Source organism: Streptomyces sp. NRRL S-1022, from assembly GCF_000720135.1.
Taxonomy (GTDB): domain Bacteria; phylum Actinomycetota; class Actinomycetes; order Streptomycetales; family Streptomycetaceae; genus Streptomyces.
This window is the reverse complement of record NZ_JOIU01000006.1, coordinates 115,086-133,254: the sequence shown is the minus strand read 5'-3', so window position 1 is coordinate 133,254 and position 18,169 is coordinate 115,086. Positions and strand designations below refer to the sequence as shown.

Here is an 18,169-nt window from a genome sequence, read left to right as displayed (position 1 = left end):
CCGCGATCACGAGTGGCGAGGAGAGAGCATGGCGAACGGAGTCGGCGAGGGCTGTGCGCAGCTGAGTGCCGTGGCGGACGCCGTGCTCTACGAGGGGTACCTGCTGTATCCCTACCGCCGCTCCTCGGCGAAGAACCGGGTCCGCTGGCAGTTCGGGGTGCTGCTGCCCCGCGACTGGGTGGAGCGGGACGCACCGGTCACACCCGGCGTCTCCGGCTCCGCCGACTCCTGGTACCAGCGGACCGAGTGCCTGCTGCGGGTGTGCCGCGCCGACGCGGCCGTCCGCGTGCGGGTGCGGTACCTGCAGCTCCAGCACAAGCAGGTGGAGGCCGCTGAGGAGAACGGCGGGCACCGCCCGGTCGAGTCGCTGCGGACCGCCGACGGGGTCACCCACCTGTCGTTCGAGGAGGCGGTGCCCCGCGAGACCGAGCTGGTGCTGCCGCTGGCGGAACTGCTGCGGGAAGGTCGGACCACCGCCGTGGGCGCGCCGGCCGGCACGGAGTACGAGCCGCTGCCGGACGGCGCGGGCCGGACGGTGCGGCGGCGCGGGCAGGTGCGGGCGCGGACGACGGTCGTGGCCGAGCCGCTCGGACCGGAGCTGTACCGGCTGCGGGTGCGCACCGAGAACACGGCCGCGGCGGCCGACCCGCAGGCCCCGCGCGGTGCGGTGCTCGGGCAGGCGCTGCTCGCCACGCACACCCTCCTCGCCGCCGACGGGGCCGAGTTCGTGTCGCTGATCGACCCGCCCGCCGGCCTCGCCGAGCAGGTCCGCGGCTGCCGCAACGCCTTCACGTTCCCGGTGCTCGGCGGGCCGCCACGGCCGGCGGGCGACGACGGCGCGACGGGGGCGTTCCTGCTCTCCGCTCCGATCATCCTCCCGGACCACCCGCAGGTGGCCCCGGAGAGCCCGGGCGACCTGCACGACGCGGCGGAGATCGACGAGATCCTGACACTGCGCACGATGCTGCTGACCGATGAGGAGAAGGCCGAGGCCCGGGCCACCGATCCGCGGGCCGCGCGGATCCTCGACCGGGTGGACACCATGCCCCCGGAGGTCTTCTCCCGGCTGCACGGCGCCATCCGCTCCCTGACCCCGGCCCAGCGCCCTGCCACCGGGCGGCCCGCCTGGTGGCAGGAGGGCGGGGACGACGGACTGTCCCCGGCCACGGACACCGTCCTGGTGGACGGGGTGGCCGTGGGCGGCGGCAGCCGGGTGCGGCTGTGTCCGCGCGGCCGGGGCGCCGACGCCCAGGACATGTTCCTGGACGGGCGGACCGCACAGGTGGCCGCGGTCTTCCACGACGTGGACGGCAGCGTCCATCTGGCCGTCACCGTGGACGACGATCCCGCCGCCGAACTGCACGACTGGTACGGGCGGTTCCACTACTTCCGCCCCGACGAGGTGGCACCGCTCGACCCGGCCGAGTGCGCCGCGTCGGCCGCCGCCCACGACCCACTCCGAGACCGGCTGCAACGGAGGCCGCAGACATGACCACACAGAGCGGTACCACGGAAGTCCAGGGCGAGCCCGGCAGGGCCGAGGCACGGGAGGGCTTCGACGAGATCACCATCCTGTGGATCTCGGAGGGCATGAGCTGCGACGGCGACACCGTCTCCCTGACCGCGGCCGGCCAGCCCTCCATCGAGGACGTCGTGCTCGGCCTCATCCCGGGCCTGCCGAAGGTGAACCTGGTCAACAAGGTGCTCTCGCCGAGCCTCGGCGGAGAGCACTTCCTGGCCCCGTACCGGGCCGCGGCGCGCGGTGAGCTGGAGCCGTTCATCCTGGTCATCGAAGGCTCGATCCCGAACCAGAACATCATCGAGGGCGAGGGCTACTGGACGTCGTTCGGCAACCACCCGGACACCGGTGAGCCGCAGACACTGAACGAGTGGATCGACGACCTCGCCCCCAAGGCGTGGGCGGTGATCGCGGCCGGCACCTGCGCGACGTTCGGCGGCATCCACGCGATGGCCGGCAACCCGACGGGCTGCATGGGCCTCGCGGACTACCTGGGCTGGGATTTCAAGGCGCGGTCGGGGCTGCCGGTGGTCAACGTGCCGGGGTGCCCGATCCAGCCGGAGAACTTCATGGAGACCCTGGTCTGGACGCTCCAGCACGCGGCCGGTGCCGCTCCCCCGCCGCCGCTGGACCACATGCTGCGTCCGCAGTGGCTGTTCGGGAAGACCGTGCACGAGGGCTGTGACCGGGCCGCGTACTACGAGCAGGCCGACTTCGCGCGGGACTACAACTCCCCCAAGTGCCAGGTGAAGGTCGGCTGCTGGGGCCCGGTGGTCAACTGCAACGTGCCCAAGCGCGGCTGGATGGCCGGCATCGGCGGCTGCCCGAACGTCGGCGGCATCTGCATCGGCTGCACGATGCCGAGCTTCCCGGACGCCTTCATGCCGTTCATGGACGAACCCCCGGGCGGCACGCTGTCGTCGATGGTGATCAAGCCGTACGGGGCGGTCGTCCGCCGGCTGCGCGGCCTGACCAACGACCTGGTGAACCACGAGCCCAAGTGGCGCCACAACAAGAGCAAGCTGACCAGCGGTTACGACCCGCACTGGCGTGCCTGACGCCGTCCGTTCCCGTCCCCTTCCCCGTCCCGCCACCGATCCGACCGATCCGATCGACCCGAACAGCGAGGGGCAGTACCGCAGATGACCACCACCGAGTCCCGGCCCACAGAACGCAAACCCGCCCAGCTCGTCGACATGTCCTGGGACCCCATCACCCGGATCATCGGCAACCTGGGCATCTACACGAAGATCGACTTCGCCAACCGGGAAGTCGTGGAGTGCCACAGCACCTCGTCGCTGTTCCGCGGCTACTCGGTGTTCATGAAGGGCAAGGACCCGCGGGACGCCGGGTTCATCACCTCGCGCATCTGCGGCATCTGCGGCGACAACCACACCACCTGCTCCAACTACGCCCAGCAGATGGCCTACGGCGTCAAGCCGCCGAAACTGGCCGAGCACATCACCAACCTCGGCGAGGCGGCGGAGTACATCTTCGACCACACGATCTTCCAGGACAACCTGGTCTTCGTGGACTTCTGCGAGGCGATGGTCAAGGCCACCAACCCCGGTGTCCTGGCCCGCGCCGAGCGCACCGACGCACCCCGTGGGGACGTCCACGGCTACCGGACCATCGCCGAGATCATGAAGGCCTTCAACCCCTTCGAGGGCGAGGTCTACAAGGAGGCGCTGAAGGTCAGCCGGATCACCCGGGAGATGTTCTGCCTGATGGAGGGACGGCACGTGCACCCCTCCACGCTGTACCCGGGCGGGGTCGGCACGATGCCGCAGCCGAACACCTTCACCGACTACCTCAGCCGGCTGATGCGCGTCATCGACTTCATCAAGAAGGCGGTGGCGATGAACGACGACGTCTTCGACTTCTTCTACGAGGCCCTGCCCGGCTACGAGGAGGTCGGCAAGCGCCGCATCATGCTGGGCTGCTGGGGTGCCTTCCAGAACCCGGACGTCGTCGACTACCGCTACGCGACGATGAACGAGTGGGGCCGGGCGATGTACGTCACGCCGGGCATCATCGTGGACGGTCAGCTCGTCACCAACAACCTCATCGACATCAACCTCGGCCTGCGCATCATGCTGGGCAGCTCCTTCTACGAGGACTGGGTCAACGAGGAGCCGTTCGTCACCCACGACCCGCTCGGCAACCCCGTCGACATGCGGCACCCGTGGAACCAGACCACCGTGCCGGTGCCGCAGAAGCGGGACTTCGAGGGCAACTACAGCTGGGTGATGAGCCCGCGCTGGTACCACCCGGGGACGGGTGAGCACCTCGCCCTGGACACCGGTGGCGGCCCCCTCGCCCGGCTCTGGTCGACCGCGCTGAGCGGCCTGGTCGACACGCCGTACGTCAAGACCACCGGCGGCGGCATCCGCATCACCCTGCCCAGGGGCGAGAAGCTGCCGGAGACGACCCTGGAGTGGCGCATCCCGAAGTGGAGCAACACCCTCGAACGGGACCGCGCCCGGCCGTACTTCATCGCCTACGCCGCCGCCATGGCGCTGCAGTTCCTGGAGGAGGCGATGGGGATGCTGCGCAACGGCGACACCAAGGTGTACGAGAACTTCGAGGTGCCGGACGAGTCGATCGGCTGCGGCTTCCACGAGGCGGTGCGCGGTGTCCTCTCGCACCACCTGGTGATCCGGGACAAGAAGATCGCCAACTACCACCCGTACCCGCCCACCCCGTGGAACGCCAGCCCACGCGACATCTACGGCACCCCCGGCCCGTACGAGGACGCCGTGCAGGGCCAGCCGATCTTCGAGGAGAACGGGCCCGACGACTTCAAGGGCGTCGACATCATGCGCACCGTCCGCAGCTTCGACCCCTGTCTGCCGTGCGGCGTCCACATGTACATGGGCAAGGGCAAGACCCTGACCACCGTGCACTCGCCGACGTACGGAGCCAACCATGGCTGAGACCGCCGTACGGCTGCCCGACCCGGCGGTCGAGGCGCGCCTCGCCCGGCTCGACGAGGTGCTGGCCGGCCTGGAGACCGTGCCGGGCCCGGCGCTGGAGGCGGTGCGGCTGCTGACCGAGGTCTACGGCGAGGCCCTCGCCCGGGTGCTGGACCTCGCGGATCAGCCGCTTGCGGAGCGGCTGGCCGAGGACGAGCTGCTCGGGCACCTGCTCGTCCTGCACGACATCCATCCGGAGCCGCCCGAGCGGCGGGCCGCCCGCGCGGTGGAGAAGCTGCGGCCCGCGGTCCGCGAGCGCGGCGGCGACCTGGAGTGGGCCGGCGTCGACGGGCGGGTGGCCCGGGTGCGGCTGAGCACCGGCGGCTGCGGTGCGGGCTGCGGCGGCGGCGGTTCGGCCGACCCGCTGGAGGCCGTGCGGGCCGCGGTCCTCGCGGTGGCGCCGGAGCTGGAGGCGGTCGAGCCCGTCGCCCCGGAGCGCCGGCCGGCCCCCGCGTTCGTACCGCTCGGCACGATCAAGCGCCGGGTCCTGCCCCAGGAGGCGCGGTGACCGCGCGCGGCGCGCTGGCCCGGGTGATCCGCTCCGCCGCCGACCGGGCGGGGCGGGACGAGGCCGAGGTCTGCGAGCTGTGCGCGGCCCGCGTGGCCGTGGAGCACGCCCACCTGTACGACACCGGGGCCGCCGAGGTCCGGTGCGTGTGCGGGCCCTGCTCGGTGCTGTTCGCCGACGGCGCGGTGGGCGAGGGCCGCTACCGGCTCGTGCCCCGGCGCCGGCTGCGGCTGCCGCCCGTCGACACCGGCGTGCTGGGCGTCCCGGTGGGGCTGGTGTTCTTCGTGCCGCGCTCCGACGGCACGGTGACCGCGCAGGGCCCTAGTCCGGCGGGGGCCATGCGGTGGGAGGTGGACGCGGCGGCCTGGCAGCGGCTGGCCGGCGCGGTGCCGCAGCTCGCCGCCATGACCCCGGATGTCGAGGCGCTGCTGGTGAACACGGTGCGCGGCTTCGACGCACACTGGATCGTGCCGGTCGACGACTGCTACCGGATGATCGCCCTGGTCCGCCGCGAGTGGCAGGGCCTGTCCGGTGGCGGCCGGCTCTGGCCGGCGGTGGAAGAGTTCTTCGAGGAGCTGACCGAGCGGTCGTGAGGACCGGAAGGAGACCCCAGATGGGCAGCATCCGAGTGGGCCGCCCCCAGGCGAAGCCCGACACGCCCACCCACGTGCGCGGACTGCACCAGGGCAACAAGGGCCCCTACAAGCAGCAGCAAGGACACCACGAGGACGGCAGCTCCGACGCGCGCCGCTCCACCGGTATCCACTGGAAACGGCATGACGCCCTGGTGAAGGACATGCCGAACATCTCGCCGGGATGAGGGAGCAGAAAGTGACCGTCATGAACATGGGCATGAGAAGACGGACCGTACGGCGGGGGATCTCGGGACGGCAGCTGCTCGCGGCCCAGGCCGCGGTGGCCGGCAGTCTGGCCGCGGCCCTGCTGGTCAAGGAACTGCCGGGTATCGTGCGCGAGTTGCGGATCTACCGGATGACCGGCGGCCTGCGCGCGGGCCACCGGTACCCGTGAGGCCGGCGTGCACGAGCTGTCGATCGCGACCGCGATCGTGGAACAGGCGGCGGAGATCGCCCGCGCGGACGGCGCGGACGGCGTGTCGTCGGTGACGGTCAGGGTCGGTGAGCTGGCCGGTGTCGTCCCGGACGCGCTGCACTTCGCCTTCGAGGTGGCCCGCGACGGCACGGCCCTCGCCGGGGCCCGGCTGATCGTGGAGCAGGTGCCGGCGCGAGCCTGGTGCGGCGGGTGCGCCGAGGAGTTCGCGGTCGGCATGCCGCCGTTCTTCTGGTGCCCGGGCTGCGACCGGCCGTCGCAGGAACTGCGCGGCGGACGGGAGCTGGAGATCACGGGGGTCGCGCCGGTCCCGGCCCCGGCCTGACGGCGGGGCCGGGGGGCGGCTCAGCAGATCCGGGGCAGCTGCTCGCCGAGCGGCAGGTCCAGCACCCGGGTGCCGCCGAGCGCGGTGGCGACGACCACCATGCCCGGGTGGTCGGCCACGCATTCGCCGATGCGGGTCGCGCCGGCGCCCTGCGGGTGGGCGCGCATCGCCGCCAGGACGGCGTCGGCGTGCTCCGGGGGCACGAAGGCGACGAGCCGGCCCTCGTTGGCGACGTACAGCGGGTCGAGGCCCAGGAAGCCGCAGGCGTTCGCGACCTCGTCCGGCACCGGGATCGCCCGCTCCCGCAGCCGTACACCGGTTCCGGAGGCGCGGGCGATCTCGTTGAGGGAGGCGCCGAGGCCGCCGCGGGTGGGGTCCCGCAGCACGTGGAGGTCCGGGGTGACCGCCAGCATGGCCGCGACCAGGCCGGCGAGCGGCGCGGTGTCGGAGGTGATCTCCACGCCGAACTCCAGGCCCTCCCGCACGCTCATGACGGCCACGCCGTGCAGGCCTACGGGGCCGCTGACGAGGACGGCGTCGCCGGGCCGGGCGCGCTGCGGGCGGATGTCGACGCCCTCGGGGACGAGGCCGACGCCGGCGGTGGTGAGGTAGACGCCGTCGCCGTGCCCGGACTCGACCACCTTGGTGTCGCCGGTGGCGATGGTGACGCCGGCCGCCTCGGCCGCCGCGCCGACGGCGCGCGCCACGCGCTCCACGACGGCCAGTTCCACGCCCTCCTCCAGGATGAAGGCGGCGGACAGGTACGCGGGCCGGGCGCCGCTCATGGCCAGGTCGTTGACGGTGCCGTTGACGGCGAGGTCGCCGACGCTGCCGCCGGGGAAGAACAGCGGCCGTACGACGTAGGAGTCGGTGGAGAAGGCCAGCCGGGTCCCGCCGAGGCCGAGGACGGCCGAGTCGGTGAGGGCGGCCAGGGTGGGGTTGCCGTAGGCGGGTGCGAAGACCTGCTGCATCAGCTCCGCCGACAGGGCGCCGCCGCCGCCGTGGCCCATGACGACGACCGGCTGGTCGCGCAGGGGGGCGGGGCAGGTCCAGTTCGCGGGGTCGACGACCGCCTGGGGGGATTCGGTGGCGAGGTCAGCCAACGGGGTTCATCTCCTCGCGCGGGATCCGGGACCCCTGGGGTGCCGGTGTCTCGGTCATCCTGCGGTACAGGTAGTAGGCCGCACAGGCGCCCTCGGTGGAGACCATGGTGGCGCCGAGCGGGGTGCGCGGGGTGCAGGTGGTGCCGAACGCCGCGCACTCGGTGGGTTTGATCAGGCCCTGGAGGACCTCGCCCGCGCGGCATTCGGCGGGTTCCTCGGTGCGGATGCCGGTGACGTCGAAGCGGTGCTCGGCGTCGTAGGCGCGGAAGGCGTCGGTGAGCCGCCAGCCGCTGTCCGGGATGCGGCCGATGCCCCGCCAGTTGCGGTCGGTGACCTCGAAGACCTCCTCGATCATGCGGACGGCCGCCGGGTTGCCCTGCTCCCGCACCGCGCGGGGGTAGGCGTTCTCCACCCGGTGCTCCCCGCGTTCCAGCTGGTGGACGGCGCGGCGGATGCCTTCGAGGATGTCCAGCGGTTCGAAGCCGGTGACGACGACCGGGACGCGGTGCTTCTCGGCGAGGTCCGGGTACTCGGCGGTGCCCATCACGCTGCACACGTGCCCGGCGGCGAGGAAGCCGCGCACCCGGCAGTCGGGGGCGGTCATGATGGCCTCGATCGCCGGGGGGACCCGGACGTGGGAGACCAGCAGGCTGAAGTTGGCCAGGCCCAGGCGGCGGGCCTGGTGCACGGCCATGGCGTTGGCGGGGGCGGTCGTCTCGAAGCCGATGGCGAAGAACACCACCTGCCGGTCGGGGTGCTTGCGGGCCAGGTCCACGGCGTCCAGCGGTGAGTAGACCACCCGGACGTCACCGCCCTCGCCCTTGACCCGGAACAGGTCCCGGCCGGTACCGGGCACGCGCAGCATGTCCCCGAAGGAACAGAAGATCACCTCGGGGCGTGCGGCGATCGCCAGGGCCTTGTCGATGACGTCGAGGGGTGTCACACAGACCGGGCAGCCCGGGCCGTGGATCAACTCCACGTTGTCCGGGAGCAGTTGGTCGATGCCGTGGCGGATGATGGAGTGGGTCTGGCCGCCGCAGACCTCCATCAGGGCCCAGGGCCGGGTCGCCGTGGACCGGATCTCGTCCAGCAGCCGGCGCGCCAGTTCCGGGTCGTTGAACTCGTCGATGTACTTCACCGGGCCTCACTTCCGCTCTCCTGGCGTGCCGCCTGTTCCCAGGCGTCGCCGAACTCCTCCTCCAGCAGCCCGAGCTGCCCGAACAGCTCCAGGGAGGCCCGGGCCGACTCCTCGTCCAGGCGCTGCAGCGCGAAGCCGACGTGGACGATGACGTACTCGCCCACCTGGATGTCGGGGAGGTACTCCAGGCAGGCCTGTTTGTGTACGCCGCCGAAGTCGATCAGGCCGGTGAGCGGGTCGGCGCGGTGGTCGATGGACACGACCTTGCCGGGCACTGCCAGACACATGGGTCACTCCGTCTCGTGGTTGGCTGCTGTTCCCGCGACCATCAGCTGGCCGAGTGCCAGGCCGCCGTCGTTCGGGGGTACCTCGCCGTGCCGGAGGACGGTGAAGCCGGCCGTGGTGAGCAGCGCGGCGGCGTCCTCCTCCAGCAGGGCGTTGGCGAAGACACCGCCGGTGAGGGCGACGGTGGTGCGGCCGGTGTCCGCCCGGGCCCGGCAGCAGATGTCCGCGACCGCCCGCGCGACGCCCCGGTGGAAGCGGGCGGCCAGGACGGGTACGGGGGTGTGGCGGGCCCGGTCCTCCAGCAGTGCGCGCAGGGCGGGGGCGGGGTCCATCTCCCACGGCAGCCGCCCGGCGGTGATCGCGAACGGGTAGGCCGCCGCGTCGGCGTCACGTGCCTCCAGCGCCGCCGCCTCCAGTTCCAGCGCGGCCTGCGCCTCGTAGCCGGCGCGGTGGCACAGTCCCGCCAGGGACGACACGGCGTCGAAGAGCCGGCCCATGCTGGAGGTCGGCACACAGGCCAGTTGCCGGGTCAGCTGCCGGTGCAGGACGGTGCGTTCGGGCCCGGTGCAGGCCTCGACGCTGGGCAGGCCCGGGGTCCACGGCAGGCCGGCCGCCCACAGCCGGGCCAGGGCCAGGCGGCAGGGATTGGCCACGCCGGCGTCGCCGCCGGGCAGTGGGGCGGGGGTCAGGCGGGCGAGGCGCCGGTAGCCGGTGTAGTCGGCGAGCAGGATCTCGCCGCCCCACACCGTGCCGTCGTCGCCGTATCCGGTGCCGTCGAAGGCGACGCCGAGCACGGGTTCGCTGCCGTCGAGGCCGTGTTCGGCCATGGCGGCGGCGATGTGGGCGTGGTGGTGCTGGACCGGTACCGGGCCGCGCAGCCCGAGCTGGGTGGCGCGGCCGCGGGCCCGGCGGGTCGAGTGGTAGCCGGGGTGGCGGTCGGCGGCCACCCGCCGCGGGGTGACGCCGGTGAGGCGGGCGAGGTGCCGCTCGGCCCGCTCGGCGGCCCGCAGTCCGGCGAGGTCGGCCATGTCGCCGATGTGCGGCCCGAACCAGGCCTGGTCCGCCTCGCCCAGGCAGAGGGCGTTCTTCAGGTCGCCGCCGACGGCGAGGGTCGGCCGGACGGGGAGCGGCAGGCGCAGGGGGCGGGGGACGTAGCCGCGGGAGCGGCGCAGGACCTGTTCGGTGCCGTCGGCGCGGACGCGCAGGAGGGAGTCGTCGCAGGGGCACGCGATGGGCCGGTCGTGGGTGAGCCAGGCGTCGGCGATGCCGGCCAGCCGGGTCAGCGCCTCGGTGTCGTCGGTGACGATGGGCTCGCCGGAGCGGTTGCCGCTGGTCATGACCAGCAGCCGGGGTCCCGGCGGGTCGCCGGGCAGCCCGAACAGCAGGGTGTGCACGGGGGTGTAGGGCAGCAGCAGGCCGACGTGCGGGCTGCCCGGGCAGACCTCGCCGGCCAGGCGGGGCCCCTCCCCGTGGGCGCGGCTGCGCAGCAGGACGATGGGGCGGCGGGCGCTGGTGAGCGCGGCCCGTTCGGCGGCGGAGAGCACCGCGACCCGCTCCGCCGTGCCGAGGTCGGCGCACATCACCGCGAAGGCCTTGCCGCCCCGCTCCTTGCGGGCGCGCAGCGTGGCGACGGCCCGGGCGTCGGTCGCGTCGCAGGCCAGGTGGTAGCCGCCGACGCCCTTGACGGCGACGATCCGCCCGGCGGCGAGCAGCGCCCGTGCCGTGGCGAGGGCCCCGGCGTCCCGGGCCGCGCGGACGCCGAGGCCCGCGGCCGGGACGAGGGTGAGGCGGGGGCCGCAGTCGGGGCAGGCGACGGGCTGGGCGTGGAAGCGGCGGTCGGCGGGGTCACCGTACTCGCGGGCGCAGGCGGGGCACATCGGGAAGCCGGCCATGGTGGTGGCCGGCCGGTCGTACGGCATGCCGGTGGCGATGGTGAACCGGGGGCCGCAGTGGGTGCAGGTGACGAACGGGTGGCGGTGCCGGCGATCGCCGGGGTCGGCGAGTTCGCGCAGGCAGTCGGCGCAGGTCGCGGTGTCGGGCGGGAGCTGGGTGCGGCCCGGGGACCGTTCGGTGGCGCGGATGGCGAAGGGGCCGGTGGTGCCGGTGGCGGGGACGTCCTCGCAGCCGACTGCGGTCACGGTCGCCAGCGGGGGCGGCTGCTCGGTCAGCAGGCCGGCGAACCGGTCCACGTCGTCCGGCGGGCCCTCGATCTCGATGAGCACGCCGTCGGCGGTGTTGCTCACGAACCCGGCCAGCGCGAGGCCGGCGGCCAGGCGGTGCACGTAGGGCCGGAAGCCGACACCCTGCACCGTGCCGCGCACGGTGATCCGGCGGCGGACCGAGCCGGTGGCGGGCGCGGTCACGTGACGGGGGCGGACGCCGGGTGGTGGTGCGAGTGCGGGTGCGGGGCGAGCGGCGGGTGGTGCGCCGGGCCGCCGTCGCGGGCGGCGAGGGCGTGGTCGAGGAGGGTGCCGACGCCGGTGCCGGTGCGGGCGCACGACCGTACGATCTGCACGCCCGGGTTGACCTGGTGCACGTTCTCGTGGAAGAGGCTCTCGTCGAAGCCGGCCGGTCCGGCCAGGTCGGTCTTGGTGATGACGACGAGGTGGGCGGAGCCGAACGCGGTGGGGTACTTCAGCGGCTTGTCCTCGCCCTCGGTGACCGCCATCAGAACGATCCGCAGGGTCTCACCGAGGTCGTAGGAGGCCGGGCAGACCAGGTTGCCGACGTTCTCCACGAAGAGCACGGAGGTGTCCGGCGGCAGCCAGTCCGCCAGGCGGGCGCGGACCTGGCCGGCCTCCAGGTGGCACAGTCCGTCGGTGAGGAGCTGCCGGACGGGCGCGCCGGACCGGGCGAGCCGGACGGCGTCGTTCTCGGTGGCCAGGTCGGCGGTGAGCGCGGCCACCGGCACGCCCCGCTCCCCCGCCCGGGCCAGCACCCGGGCGAGGAGTTCGGTCTTGCCGCTGCCGGGGCTGGACAGCAGGTTGACCAGGGTCACCCCCTGCCGGGCGAGATCGTCGCGCAGGCTCGCGGCCAGCCCGTCGTTCTTGGCCAGGACGGCCTGTCTGAGGTCGGACCGGCACATGGGCGCTGCTCCTCGGGTGCGGTGGCGGGGGCCCGGGCCGCTTCCGGCGGTCCGGGGTTCCACCGATCTTGGGCTCAGCGGGGTCCCGTACCGGGCAGCGCAGCCGAGTGCGCGGTCCCGGATTCCACCGGGCGGCCCAACGGGGGCAGCGGCCCGGCGGGGTCGGCGAGCAGGGCGGGGACGAGCGTGTGCAGCGCGTCCACGGCCCGGCCGACGGCTTCCCGCACCGGTGTGCTGAGTCCGGGCAGGAGGTCGTCGTCGCTCGGCAGCACGCCGGGTTCGCAGGCCAGCACGAGGACCCGGGGCAGGGGCTCGTCGCCCAGGTGGGTGGCGAGGGCCAGTACCTTCGCCGGGTCCATGCCGTGGGCTTCGGGCGCGGCGGTGCCGTCGGGGGGTTCGGCCTCGATCAGGGTGAGGGTGCCGGGGTGGTGCCCGCGCGGGGCCGCGTCGACCAGGACGGCGGTGGTGTACCCGGACAGCAGGTCGTAGGCGAGGTCCAGGCCGCGGATGCCGTAGTCGCGCACCCGTACCCCGGGCGGCAGGGGGCGAGGTCCGAGGGCGCGGATCACCTCGGGGCCGAAGGCGTCGTCGGCGAGGAAGATGTTGCCGACGCCGGCCACCAGCAGCCGGGGCGTCACCGGAGGTCTCCGGCGGGCGCGGCCAGCGGCCGGGGTGAGCCGCCGGGGGTCTTGCGGACGAAGGCCGCGCGCAGGGCGTGGTAGGGGGCCTCGGGGTCGAAGAAGAGGGCGTGCATGCGGGCCAGCTCGTCCTCCCGGTAGCGGGCGAGGGGCCGGCGCCGCTCGTCCTCGGCGCGGGCCGCCGCCTTGGCGGCGAGCCGCCGGTCCAGGTCCGGGACGGCGGCGAGCCCGGCCGCCAGCAGTTCCACCTCGGCCGCGAAGCCGCCGGGTGCGGCCGGTACGAGCCGGTCCACGAGGCCGAGCCGCTCGCCGCGGGCGGCACTGACCGGCAGCGCCTCGGTGGTCAGCCGCTCGGCCTGCTCGGGGCCGACGCGGCGCGGCAGGGAGTACGTCCAGAACTCGGAGCCGTACAGGCCCATGCGCCTGTAGTGCGGGTTGAGGACGACGCCCGTGCGGCACCACACCTGGTCGGCGGCGAGGGCCAGCATGACGCCGCCGGCCGCCGCGTTGCCGGCGAGCGCGGCGACCACCAGCCGGTCGGTGGTGCGCAGCACGGCCTCCACGAGGTCGTCGATGGCGTTCAGATTGGTCCACGACTCCTCGGCGGGGTCGGGGGCGGCCTCGACGACGTTGAGGTGGATGCCGTTGGAGAAGAAGTCGCGGGTGCCGCCGAGGACGAGGACGCGGGTGGGGCGGGTGAGCGCCTCGGTGTAGGCGGCGAGGAGTCTGCGGCACTGGTCGGTGCTCATCGCGCCGCCGGGGAAGGAGAAGCCGAGGAAGCCGACGTCGCCGCGCTGCCGGTAGCGGATGTCGCTCCAGGTGCGCCGGCCGGGCGGGATGTCCGGCGGGGCGGGGACCTCGGGCAGCGCGAGGCCCGGCTGGTGCGCGGCGAGGACCGCGGCGGCCGGCCGGCGGAAGGGCGCCGGGTCGCCGGAGTTCTTGCGGGGGCGCAGTTCCGGGATCCAGACGGCGCCGTCGCGGGTGGCCCGGCAGACGGCGCCGGCGCGCTGGGCCAGCAGGGTGCCGGGCCGGCCGCGCAGCCGGTCCTCGGGGTGCCCGCCGTGCAGGAACACCTCGTGGCCGAGGAGTTCGTCGAGGACGCCCGGCTGGGAGTCGGCGCCGCGCAGCTTGCGCAGGACCGTCTCGGTGTCGTCCCGCTCCCAGTCGATCCGGCGCTGCTCCTGGCGGTGGAAGTCGCGCCAGACGACGGTGACGGACTCGTCGGTCTGCGCGAGCGGTTTGTGGTCGCCGGCGGCGTAGCGCCGTACGGCCGTCAGGACGGCGGTGACGGCGGCGTCGGAGGCCTCGTTGCGGTAGAGGTCGCTCTTGCCGACGGGTGGTACGGGAAACGGCTCGGCCGCCCAGACCGGGCCCGCGTCCATGCCGGCCTCGGCCTGGAGGACGGTCACGCCCCACTGCGCCGCCCCGCCCGCGATGGCCCAGTCCAGCGAGGACGGGCCGCGGTCGCCGATCGGGCCGGGGTGCACGATCAGGCAGGTGTGCTCCCGCCAGACGTCCTCGGGCAGGGCCGTCCGGAGCATCGGCGCGACGATCAGTTCGGGGCGCAGCTCGCGCACGGCGGCCCGGACCGGGCCGGGGCCGTGCGTGGCGAGGACGACGTCGACCTGGTGCCCGTGGTCCGAGAGTTCGGCGTACAGGCGCTGGGAGAGGCTGTTGAACGCGCTGGCGACGAGCAGAATGTCCATGACACGGCATGGTCGTCGCTCGGCGGGGTGCCGGGAAGAACCGCCGCGGCGTTTCGCCGCCCCGGGTCAGGTCTCTTCCTCCATCCGGATCGCATTCCGCAGATCCTCGTACGCCTGGCTCCGGTCGTCCCGGTGTGCCTCCAGCAGGGCGGCGGCGATCGCGTCGAGCTTGCGCTGGATCGCGTGCTCGGCGCGCATCTCGGCGTTCTTCAGAAGCGCCAGGAGCAGCAGGGTCACCGCCGTCATGGACTCGCCCGCGAGCAGCAGCAGCTCGGTCGGCAGATGGGCGACGTGGGAGGCGGCGAAGAAGGCGACGAACAGCAGGCAGAACAGGAAGAACAGCGGTGAGCTGGTGAAGTTCGAGGCGTACTCGGCGAACTGGTCGAACCGGCCGCGGCGCGGGCCGCCGCGGTATACGGGATTCTTGAAGGCCATGGCCGAGCCTTTCCCCACGGCGGGGGTACCCCGGCCGCCTGCACCCGTCCGGGTGGCGGACGGCCGCCCGTGCGGGGGTGTGCGGCACGGGGTCTCAGGCCGCCAGGGAGCGTCCCTGGGCGAGGCGGTCGAGGAGCTGGTCGTGGTGGAGTCCGGCCACGGGGGCGAGCAGGTCGGGGTGGCGGAGCAGGGCGGCGGCGCGGTGGTCGCCGTCGTCGGGGGTGAGCAGCCGGCGGAACTCGGCCGGCCCCGCGGTGTGCTCGCCCTCGGCCAGGGCGGTGACGGCCAGCCCGGCCAGCTCGGCGTCGGTGAGCAGCGTGGCGGCCCAGCTGGCCACGACCTCGTCCACCCAGGTGCGCCAGGCCCGGTCCTCGGCCGGCTGGTCGGCGGGCGGCTCGGCGCCGGTGATCCAGTCGAGGCGGGCCGTGCCGCCCGGACCCGCCAGGGTGACCAGGCCGGCGTCGATCTCGGTGGGGTAGCGCAGCCAGGCGGCGACCGTCACCGCCTGCCGGGCCTGCACCTCGCACAGCGCCGAGGCCAGCGCACCGCCGCACGGCGGGTAGGCCGCCGTCAGCCAGCGTGCCGTGGCGGCTATCAGGGGGGACAGGTCAGTGGGCACAGCCGGGCCGTCCGGGATACGAGGGGTACAGGGGCTGGTCGCAACGGTAGCCCGGCACCGGGCGCGGCCGGGAGAGGGTGCGAACCAGGTCATATGTGACCTGACCCACGCCCCGCCCGGCCGGCCGGGCCGGGTCGGTCGTCGCCCGGGGAGCCGGCCGCGCGCGGCGCCCGGCCCGGCCGCCGGCGGACGGCCGCTTGCGGCGGGCGTTCGCGCCGGGCGCCGTAGGCGATGAAGTACGCGGGGAGGCGGCGCAGCAGGGGGGAGCCGGTGACCAGGGCGGCCAGCCGCCGCGCCCGGTCGGCGTCGCCCAGGGGTGGCCGGCCGCTCAGGACGGGGGCGACGAAGCGGGCGTGGGCGGCTCGTTGCAGGGCCTGGGTGGCGACCGTGGTGGGCCGGCGGCGGCGCTGGACCGCGCGTACGTCGCCCAGCCGTACGGTTCCGCGGCGCAGCGGCCCGGCCAGGTGCCGGGCGGTGGCCACGGCGTCCTGCACGGCGAGGTTGATCCCGATGCCGAAGACCGGGGACATGGCGTGCGCGGCGTCGCCGATGCACAGCAGACCTGGGCGGTGCCAGCGGCGCAGCCGGTCGAGGTGGACGTCGAGCAGCTTGACGTCGTCCCAGGAGCGCAGGGTGTGCGTGCGGTCGGCGATCCAGGGGACGGCCTCGGCGAAGGAGGCCAGGAAGCGGTCCAGGCCCGCGGCGCGGCGCTCGGCGTCGGTGCCCTTGGGGATGAGCGCGGCGCACTGCCAGTAGTCGCCCCGGTCGATCATCGCGGTGAGGAGGCCCTGGCCGGCGCCGGCGACCAGTCCGCTGGGGTCGCCGTCCCGGCGCGGCAGGCGCAGCCACCAGGCGTCCATCGGGCAGGGGAAGCGGCGCAGTCCCAGTTCGGGGAGGGAGCGGGCCAGCGAGCCGCGGCCGTCGCAGGCGACGGTGAGGACGGCGCGCAGCTCGCCGGTGCGGCCGTCGGAGGTGCGGTAGCGCACCCCGGTCACCCTGCCGGACTCGACGAGGAAGGACGTCGCCTGCGTGTTCATCCGCAGCTCGAAGGACGGCTCGCGCCGGGCCTCGTCGGCGAGCAGGTCCAGCAGGTCCCACTGGGGGACCATCGCCACGTAGTTGTGGGGGCCGCGCAGGACCGAGAGGTCGCCGACCGTGACCGGTGAGCGGCCGGGCCCCACCGGCAGCTGGACGGTGCGCACCCGGCGCTGCGGCAGCCGGGCGAAGGCTTCGGCCAGCCCGAGGTCGTCCAGCAGGGCGAGGGTCGACGGATGGACGGTGTCACCGCGGAAGTCGCGCAGGAAGTCGGCGTGTTTCTCCAGGACGGTCACCTCGATCCCGGCCCGCGCCAGCAGCAGGGCGAGCACCATGCCCGCCGGACCGCCCCCCACGACACAGCACGTGGTCTTCTCCATCGCCGTCCTGCCCTTCGCCGGAGCAGCCCGAGCAGGCTGCCTCAGTAATTCATCAGCCGATGAATAGCGTACCCCGGACTGCCCCGGGTGGTCACGTGTCGCCCGCGCGTCGGCGGGCACTCGGTGCGCTCGTGAAGGGCCGCACACGCAGCCGGGAGGTCGAGGAGGACTCATGACGGCGGACGACGCACGCTACGACGACCAGGGCGAAGTCCCGCTGGGCGGATACGCCGCCCTCGCCTCCGTGTTCGCGGTGGGCGTCGGCACCTTCGCGCTCGTGGCCCGGCGCCGGGGGGTGCAGCTGCCGCAGCAGGTGCCGCCCTGGGACGTGGCACTGCTGGGCGCGGCGGCGTACAAGGCGTCGCGGCTGCTGACCAAGGACAAGGTCACCAGCTTCCTGCGGGCGCCGTTCACCCGCCGAACGGGCCAGGGACAAGGCAACGAGGTCATCGACGAAGGCCGGGGCAGCGGGCTGCGCCGGGCCACCGGCGACCTGCTGTCCTGCCCGTTCTGCACCGCCGCCTGGGCCACCGGCGCCCTGGTGTGCTCCTATGCGGCGGCGCCCCGGCTCACCCGGCTGGTGTGCGGCGGCCTGGGCGCGCTGACCGTGTCGGACTGGCTCCAGTACGCCTGGACGTGGACCCAGCAGACGGTCGAGGACTGAGCCGTAGCCGGTGACCGGGAGCGGGCGCGGGGTACTCGGCTCGCGCCGCTGCGCCCGCGGAACGGGGAACGGCGGACGGGCGCACCGTCGGCACTTCGTGCGGAAGGGACCGGTCTCATGCGGCACGACGAGATGATCGGAAAAGTGCAGGCGCTGGCCCAGCTGCCCGACCGGGGAACGGCCGAGCGGGCCGCGCACGCGGTCGTGAGCACGCTGTCGGAACGGCTGCCGTCCGGGCTGGCCCGGCACGTGGCCGCCCAGCTGCCGCCGGACATGGCGGCGGCCATGCGGGAGGCGGCCGACGCGTCCGCGGCCCGCGACTCCGGCAAGGCGGGCGAGCGCTTCGGGCTGACCGCGTTCGCCGGGCGCATCGCGGTGCGGGCCGGCACCGACGAGGACACGGCGCTGCGGGAGGCAGCCGCCGTCATGGAGGTCCTGGACGCCGCCCTCGCCCCGGAACTGACCGAGCGGATGGCCCACGCGCTGCCCGCGGACATCCGCGAGCTGCTGCCGGTGGAACGCGCAGCCCCGGGCACCTGGGAGTACGGCTAGCCGGCCGTGCGGGACGGGCACACGGTGGCGGGCGGCGGCGCACCGGAGGACGGCACCTCGTGACCGGAATCGGCGATGCTGGTTGAATTCGTATGCAAGCGCCCCCTGGGGGCAGGCGTAGCAGTGAAGCCCCC

Annotated in this window: 20 protein-coding genes; 10 read left to right on the top strand and 10 right to left on the bottom strand. The window is 74.2% G+C overall.

Going from position 1 to position 18,169, the window contains the following annotated elements:
- The first annotated feature begins 28 nt into the window (after window positions 1-28).
- From IG05_RS0108685 to hypA, 8 genes are all read left to right on the top strand, one after another.
- Entirely contained in the window at window positions 29-1,492 is a 1,464-nt protein-coding gene (locus IG05_RS0108685; RefSeq protein ID WP_234335796.1) for a hypothetical protein, read from the top strand.
- Window positions 1,489-2,577 (top strand): hydrogenase expression protein HypE, encoded by a 1,089-nt coding sequence (locus IG05_RS0108680; protein ID WP_030340681.1) that lies wholly within the window; start codon window positions 1,489-1,491, stop codon window positions 2,575-2,577. The genes IG05_RS0108685 and IG05_RS0108680 overlap by 4 nt, the downstream gene beginning before the upstream one ends.
- Before the next feature lie 84 nt (window positions 2,578-2,661).
- Window positions 2,662-4,455, top strand: coding sequence for a nickel-dependent hydrogenase large subunit (locus tag IG05_RS0108675; protein WP_030340679.1), 1,794 nt, complete (start codon window positions 2,662-2,664; stop codon window positions 4,453-4,455).
- Window positions 4,448-5,002 (top strand): NifU family protein, encoded by a 555-nt coding sequence (locus IG05_RS0108670; protein WP_030340678.1) that lies wholly within the window; start codon window positions 4,448-4,450, stop codon window positions 5,000-5,002. The genes IG05_RS0108675 and IG05_RS0108670 overlap by 8 nt, the downstream gene beginning before the upstream one ends.
- Window positions 4,999-5,595, top strand: coding sequence for a DUF5947 family protein (locus IG05_RS0108665; RefSeq protein WP_030340676.1), 597 nt, complete (start codon window positions 4,999-5,001; stop codon window positions 5,593-5,595). The genes IG05_RS0108670 and IG05_RS0108665 overlap by 4 nt, the downstream gene beginning before the upstream one ends.
- A gap of 20 nt (window positions 5,596-5,615) precedes the next feature.
- Window positions 5,616-5,822: a hypothetical protein gene (locus tag IG05_RS0108660; RefSeq protein ID WP_030340675.1), complete on the top strand. Its 207-nt coding sequence runs from the start codon at window positions 5,616-5,618 to the stop codon at window positions 5,820-5,822.
- Between the two features lie 20 nt (window positions 5,823-5,842).
- Entirely contained in the window at window positions 5,843-6,031 is a 189-nt protein-coding gene (locus IG05_RS0108655; RefSeq protein WP_234335808.1) for a hypothetical protein, read from the top strand.
- Between the two features lie 7 nt (window positions 6,032-6,038).
- Window positions 6,039-6,395 (top strand): hydrogenase maturation nickel metallochaperone HypA, encoded by a 357-nt coding sequence (gene hypA, locus IG05_RS0108650; protein ID WP_030340672.1) that lies wholly within the window; start codon window positions 6,039-6,041, stop codon window positions 6,393-6,395.
- Window positions 6,396-6,415: 20 nt separating this feature from the next.
- Here the strand turns inward: hypA and hypE are convergent, their stop codons facing one another.
- The 10 genes from hypE to IG05_RS0108600 all read right to left on the bottom strand — a co-directional run bounded on the left by hypE (window position 6,416) and on the right by IG05_RS0108600 (window position 16,819).
- Complete coding sequence (hypE, locus tag IG05_RS0108645) at window positions 6,416-7,498, bottom strand: hydrogenase expression/formation protein HypE (protein ID WP_030340670.1); 1,083 nt, start codon at window positions 7,496-7,498, stop codon at window positions 6,416-6,418.
- Window positions 7,491-8,636, bottom strand: coding sequence for a hydrogenase formation protein HypD (hypD, locus tag IG05_RS0108640; RefSeq protein WP_030340668.1), 1,146 nt, complete (start codon window positions 8,634-8,636; stop codon window positions 7,491-7,493). The genes hypE and hypD overlap by 8 nt, the downstream gene beginning before the upstream one ends.
- Window positions 8,633-8,923, bottom strand: a complete 291-nt coding sequence (locus tag IG05_RS0108635; protein WP_030340667.1) for a HypC/HybG/HupF family hydrogenase formation chaperone — start codon at window positions 8,921-8,923, stop codon at window positions 8,633-8,635. The genes hypD and IG05_RS0108635 overlap by 4 nt, the downstream gene beginning before the upstream one ends.
- Window positions 8,924-8,926: 3 nt before the next feature.
- The gene (hypF, locus tag IG05_RS0108630; RefSeq protein WP_030340666.1) at window positions 8,927-11,284 is read right to left on the bottom strand and encodes a carbamoyltransferase HypF; all 2,358 of its coding nucleotides are present in this window, start codon (window positions 11,282-11,284) and stop codon (window positions 8,927-8,929) included.
- Window positions 11,281-12,006: a hydrogenase nickel incorporation protein HypB gene (gene hypB / locus IG05_RS0108625; RefSeq protein ID WP_030340665.1), complete on the bottom strand. Its 726-nt coding sequence runs from the start codon at window positions 12,004-12,006 to the stop codon at window positions 11,281-11,283. The genes hypF and hypB overlap by 4 nt, the downstream gene beginning before the upstream one ends.
- A gap of 74 nt (window positions 12,007-12,080) precedes the next feature.
- Complete coding sequence (locus tag IG05_RS0108620) at window positions 12,081-12,644, bottom strand: hydrogenase maturation protease (protein ID WP_030340664.1); 564 nt, start codon at window positions 12,642-12,644, stop codon at window positions 12,081-12,083.
- Window positions 12,641-14,350, bottom strand: a complete 1,710-nt coding sequence (locus IG05_RS0108615; RefSeq protein WP_030340663.1) for a hydrogenase maturation protein — start codon at window positions 14,348-14,350, stop codon at window positions 12,641-12,643. Before IG05_RS0108615 ends, IG05_RS0108620 begins: the two co-directional genes overlap by 4 nt.
- Before the next feature lie 66 nt (window positions 14,351-14,416).
- A complete protein-coding gene (locus IG05_RS0108610; protein ID WP_030340662.1) occupies window positions 14,417-14,785 on the bottom strand; it encodes a low affinity iron permease family protein in 369 nt (122 codons plus the stop codon).
- Between the two features lie 94 nt (window positions 14,786-14,879).
- Entirely contained in the window at window positions 14,880-15,404 is a 525-nt protein-coding gene (locus IG05_RS0108605) for a hypothetical protein (RefSeq protein ID WP_030340660.1), read from the bottom strand.
- Between the two features lie 89 nt (window positions 15,405-15,493).
- Window positions 15,494-16,819: an FAD-dependent oxidoreductase gene (locus IG05_RS0108600; RefSeq protein ID WP_078893981.1), complete on the bottom strand. Its 1,326-nt coding sequence runs from the start codon at window positions 16,817-16,819 to the stop codon at window positions 15,494-15,496.
- A 172-nt stretch (window positions 16,820-16,991) separates the two neighbouring features.
- Between IG05_RS0108600 and IG05_RS0108595 the strand changes: the two genes are divergently transcribed.
- Complete coding sequence (locus IG05_RS0108595; RefSeq protein WP_030340657.1) at window positions 16,992-17,483, top strand: DUF1360 domain-containing protein; 492 nt, start codon at window positions 16,992-16,994, stop codon at window positions 17,481-17,483.
- A 117-nt stretch (window positions 17,484-17,600) separates the two neighbouring features.
- Window positions 17,601-18,035 (top strand): DUF2267 domain-containing protein, encoded by a 435-nt coding sequence (locus IG05_RS0108590; RefSeq protein WP_030340656.1) that lies wholly within the window; start codon window positions 17,601-17,603, stop codon window positions 18,033-18,035.
- The last annotated feature ends 134 nt before the right edge of the window (window positions 18,036-18,169 follow it).